At 49.6% G+C, this 226-nt stretch carries 1 protein-coding gene; it reads left to right on the forward strand.

All coding sequences use genetic code 11. The features are described from left to right. A partial coding sequence (locus B3C64_RS02725; RefSeq protein ID WP_291533561.1) for a hypothetical protein occupies nt 1-226 on the forward strand: 226 nt, incomplete at both ends.

The following is a 226-nucleotide window of genomic DNA, read 5'->3' on the forward strand; positions in this document are numbered from 1 at the left end:
CAAATCATCCAGCCACTGGAAAAATCCAGACGCTCAAGTCACTTCAGACAACCGAATCACCCACCGACTGGAAAAATCGGCACGCATAGATGCTCCTTATACGACCAAAACATCCACCGACTGGAAGAAAACACCCGCTAGGCAAACGGCAAAACGCCCAAACCATCCAGTCAATGGAGGAAGAAGACGTCCAAGAACCATCTCAGGCGACCAAAACATCCAAGCA

The organism is Bifidobacterium sp. UBA6881, assembly GCA_002451435.1.
Taxonomy (GTDB): Bacteria; Actinomycetota; Actinomycetes; order Actinomycetales; family Bifidobacteriaceae; genus Bifidobacterium.